Here is a 3993-nt window from a genome sequence, read left to right on the forward strand (position 1 = left end):
CCCCGGGCCCGTCCGCCGCGGATCTGGCGGAAATGCGCAACCTGCGCGCGAAGGTGGCGGAGCTGCAGAGCGCGCTGGAGGACTCGCGCGCGGAGACGACGCAGGTCGAGGATCGCGTGCAGTCGCTGGAGTCCGAGCTCCAGGCGAAGGCCACGGAGCTGGAGGCGTCCCGCTCCACCTCCGGCAAGAGCGACAAGGACACGTTCGCGCTGCGTGACACCGTCAACAAGCGCGACAAGGAGATCCTGCGGCTCAAGTCGGAGCTGAACCAGAAGGACCAGGAGATCATCGAGCTGAAGGATCAGCACCTGGAGCTGGAGCAGAAGGCCTCCACCTCCGACGAGGAGCTGAACCGCCGCGACGCGCAGATCAAGACGCTCACCACGCGCACCGAGCAGCTCACCACGGAGCGCAAGCGCGTGGATCAGCAGCTGGCCACCGCGAAGGAGGAGGCGCGCGGCGCCACCGCGAAGCTGGGCACGCTCCAGGCGGAGCTGGATCAGCACCAGGCCCAGGCCCAGGAGATGGTGGCCGAGGCGGACAGCCTGCGAGCCCAGATGGCCCAGCAGGACGCGGACCTCCAGGCGGCGCGCGACGAGGCCGAAGGGCTGCGCTCGCAGGTGGAGGCGGCGCAGGGCGAGCTGGAAGGTCTGCGCGGCGAGCTGGACGGCCTGCGTGGCGAGCTGGACGGCCTGCGCGGCCAACTGGAGCAGTCCCAGGCGGACCTCTCCAACCAGAGCGCCCAGGCGGCCGCGGAGGCGGACGGCCTGCGCGCGCGCATCACCGAGCTGGAGCAGGCGGCGGTGCGCAACGAGGAGCGCGTGACGAAGCTCTACGCGCGCATCAAGGGCGACGAGAAGCTGCGCGAGAAGACGAAGAAGGCGCTGGCCATCGCGCAGCAGCTGCTGGACGAGCCGGGCACCGCCGTGGGCGACGACGCCGACGAGGAAGCCGCGGCCTGAAGCACCGCGGTACCGCCTGACGAAACCGGGGGAAGGCGCGGGCTTGTGTGCCGCCCTCCCCCACTCCACGCCCCGGTTACTTGCTGGGCTGCTTCGGGGTCGTCTTCTTCTCGTGCAGCTTCTTGGCGAAGGACTGCACGGCGGCGGGCACGTTCTTGTCGCGGGACAGGTCCTTCAGCTCCGCGTCGCGCAGCGTGTTGAGGAACTTCATGGTGACGGTGAGCGGCACCTTGGGGTTCTTCACCAGCGCGAGCTTCACCTTCTGCATCTTCGTCCACTCGCGGTTGTTGTAGATGACGCGCAGCACGTCGTCGTTGACGGCGCGGTTCGCGGCGCACGCGAGCACCTCGCCGTCGGTGATGCGAGGGCTGCGGATGACGGCCACGCAGACGAGCTTGTTGGTGTCGCGGATGAGGGCGGAGCGGGCCTCCTTGTTGCCCAGCGTGCCCAGCTTGATCTTCTCCGCGATGGACATCTTCATGATGCGCTGGGCGAGCGTCATGCGCTTGCCCTCCTCCATGGGAGCGGCGTCCTCGGCCTGCGCCTCCGTGCCCAGCTCCTGGAGCACCTCCTCCGCGGTGGGGCCCGGATCCGGCGGCGCGGCGGCGGCCTGCGGGCCGTAGATGCGCACGCGCGCGGCCTGCATCGCGGGCACGTCCGCCAGCACCAGGCCGCTGCGGACCGCGAAGTCGCAGATGCTGTCCACCAGTGACACCGGGACGCCGGGGTTGGCGCACAGGCCGCGGATGATGCCCTCGTTGCGCAGCAGGCGCAGCTGGTTCTGGGAGATGATCTCCGCCACCTTCGGGCTGCACGTGCCGGCCACGCTGGCCACGGCGTCGTCCGGCGTCTCCGAGTTGAGGACGAGCATCTCCGCGTAGGCTTCCTTGTCCTTGAGCAGGCCCAGGAAGTAGCCCAGCACGGGCGGCTGCACGCCCTCGTCGCGCAGCGCGGATCCGAGGATGCGGTCCGGCAGGCCGGAGGACGTCTTGGCGGCCGTCTCGCGCACGCCCGCGTCCGGGTCGAACGTGAGCATGTAGAGGGCGCCCAGCATGTCCGCAGGATTGAGCGGCACCAGGGACTTGGCCGCCATCATCCGCAGGGGCACGGGGGCGTTGGGGTCCACGTGCTTGCGCAGGTTGGGCGGCAGGAACTCCGCGTTGAAGGGGCAGCCCGGGGGCGGGGCCGGAACGCTGGGGTCGGCGGTGCTCATGTCGCGTGATTCCTTCCGTAGATGATGCGCAGCCCCTCCAGGGTGAGGAACTCATCCACCTCCTGGATGGCCTTCGATTCACTGGCCACCAACGGGGCCAGGCCCCCGGTGGCCACCACTTTCGCGGAGAAGCCCATCTCCGCCTCCATCCGCGCGCACATGCCGTCCACCATGCTCACGTAGCCGTGGACCAGGCCGGACTGCATGGAGTGCACGGTGTTGCGGCCCACCACGTGAGGCGGCCGGGCGAACTCGACGCGGGGGAGCTTGGAGGCGTTCTGGAACAGGGCCTCCATGGAGATGTTGATGCCGGGGCAGATGGCGCCGCCCAGGTACTCGCCCTTGGGGGTCACCGCGTCCAGCGTCGTCGCGGTGCCGAAGTCCACCACGATGAGGCCACGGTGGTGCTTCTCGTAGGCGGCGACGGCGTTGACGATGCGGTCCGCGCCCACCTCGCGCGGGTTGTCGTAGAGGATGGGCATGCCCGTCTTCACGCCCGGGCCCACGAACATGGGGCGCGTCTTGAAGTAGCGCTCGCTCATCTTCTCCAGGATGAACTGGAGCGGCGGCACCACGCTGGACACCGCCACGGCCTTCACCTGGTTCGCGTCGACGCCGCTCCACGCGAAGAGCTGGCGCACCTGGATGCCGTACTCGTCCGCGCTCCTGCGCGCGCTCGTCTCCAGGCGCCAGTGGTCCAGGAGCCGCCGGCCCTCGTACACGCCCAGGACGGTATTGGTGTTGCCGACGTCGATGGCCAGGAGCATCAGGGGCGCACTCTAGCGCTGGGGACGCAGCTGCTCCACGTCCCCCGCCAGCACGCGCTCCACACGGCCGTCCGCCATGCGCACCATCAGGGCGCCCGTGGGGTCGATGTCCTCCGCGAACCCCTCCCAGTCCCCCCGGTCCGTCCGCACCCGGACCGGGACACCCAGGGTGCTGGAGAGCGCCTTCCAGCGGGTGCGCACCGCGTCGAAGCCGGTGGCCAGGTACGTGTCCAGCCAGGTCTCCAGCCGGTTCCACAGGGCCGCGGTGAAGGGCGCGCGGGCCACGGGCCGCCCCTGCGCCAGGGCGACTGACGTGGCCGTGGCGCGCAGCTCGTCGGGGAAGTGCTCATCACCGGAGTTGAGGTTCACCCCCACGCCCACGATGACGAAGTGCACGCGCTCGGGTTCGGCGGACAGCTCCGTGAGGATGCCGGCCACCTTCTTGCCGGCGATCTGCACGTCGTTGGGCCACTTGATCGCGGCGTCCGCGCCCGCGTCGCGCAGCGTCTCCGCCAGGGCCACGGCGGCCACCAGCGTGAGCTCCGGCGCGCGCTGCGGAGGCAGCTCCGGGCGCAGGATGGCGGAGAAGTACAGGTTCAGGTTCGGCGGCGACACCCAGGCGCGGCCCCGGCGCCCCTTCCCCGCCGTCTGCTGCTCGGCCACCACCACCGTGCCGTGGGCGGCGCCGTCCTGGGCCAGCCGGAAGGCCGCCGCGTTGGTGGAGCCGATGGTGTCGTGGTGGTGCAGCACGCGACCCACCGCGCGCGTGGCGAGCAGCGGGTGGAGCTCCAGCGCGGAGAGCCGGTCCGGCCGGCCCACCAGCCGGTAGCCCTTCGCGGGCACCGCTTCGATGCGGTAGCCCTTCAGCCGCAGGGCCTCCACGTGCTTCCACACCGCCGTGCGCGACAGGCCCAGCCGGTTGGACAGCGCCTCACCGGAGATGAAGCCCTCCCCGCCTTCCGCGAGGAAGTTGAGGATGCGCGCGTCCTGCGTGAGCTCGTTCGTCATCTCCACGGGAGGCGGGCCGCTTCAGTTCGGGGCGGGCGCGGCG

At 70.7% G+C, this 3993-nt stretch carries 3 protein-coding genes and 1 pseudogene; 1 reads left to right on the forward strand and 3 read right to left on the reverse strand.

Annotated features, from left to right (window positions below; all coding sequences use genetic code 11):
• Window positions 1-962 (forward strand): annotated as a pseudogene (locus tag D7Y11_RS41895) (hypothetical protein); the annotation flags it as partial.
• Between the two features lie 76 nt (window positions 963-1038).
• Here D7Y11_RS41895 and D7Y11_RS41900 read toward each other — a convergent pair.
• From D7Y11_RS41900 to D7Y11_RS41910, 3 genes are read right to left on the reverse strand one after another with little or no spacing between them, the layout of a single operon-like run.
• Window positions 1039-2175: a hypothetical protein gene (locus tag D7Y11_RS41900; RefSeq protein WP_121756121.1), complete on the reverse strand. Its 1137-nt coding sequence runs from the start codon at window positions 2173-2175 to the stop codon at window positions 1039-1041.
• Window positions 2172-2942 carry a type III pantothenate kinase gene (locus D7Y11_RS41905; protein WP_120581704.1) on the reverse strand — a complete coding sequence of 257 codons (771 nt, stop codon included), beginning with the start codon at window positions 2940-2942 and terminating at the stop codon, window positions 2172-2174. Before D7Y11_RS41905 ends, D7Y11_RS41900 begins: the two co-directional genes overlap by 4 nt.
• A 12-nt stretch (window positions 2943-2954) precedes the next feature.
• A complete protein-coding gene (locus D7Y11_RS41910) occupies window positions 2955-3950 on the reverse strand; it encodes a biotin--[acetyl-CoA-carboxylase] ligase (RefSeq protein WP_199753959.1) in 996 nt (331 codons plus the stop codon).
• Between the last annotated feature and the right edge of the window lie 43 nt (window positions 3951-3993).

Origin of the sequence: Corallococcus sp. AB018 (assembly GCF_003986945.1) — a bacterium.
GTDB classification, from domain to species: domain Bacteria; phylum Myxococcota; class Myxococcia; order Myxococcales; family Myxococcaceae; genus Corallococcus; species Corallococcus exiguus.

Excerpts from the sequence above, each read along its gene's own strand:
- D7Y11_RS41910 (WP_199753959.1), bottom strand. The coding sequence starts at position 3,950 with ATGACGAACGAGCTCACGCAGGACGCGCGCATCCTCAACTTCCTCGCG.
- D7Y11_RS41900 (WP_121756121.1), bottom strand. The coding sequence starts at position 2,175 with ATGAGCACCGCCGACCCCAGCGTTCCGGCCCCGCCCCCGGGCTGCCCC.
- D7Y11_RS41905 (WP_120581704.1), bottom strand. The coding sequence starts at position 2,942 with ATGCTCCTGGCCATCGACGTCGGCAACACCAATACCGTCCTGGGCGTG.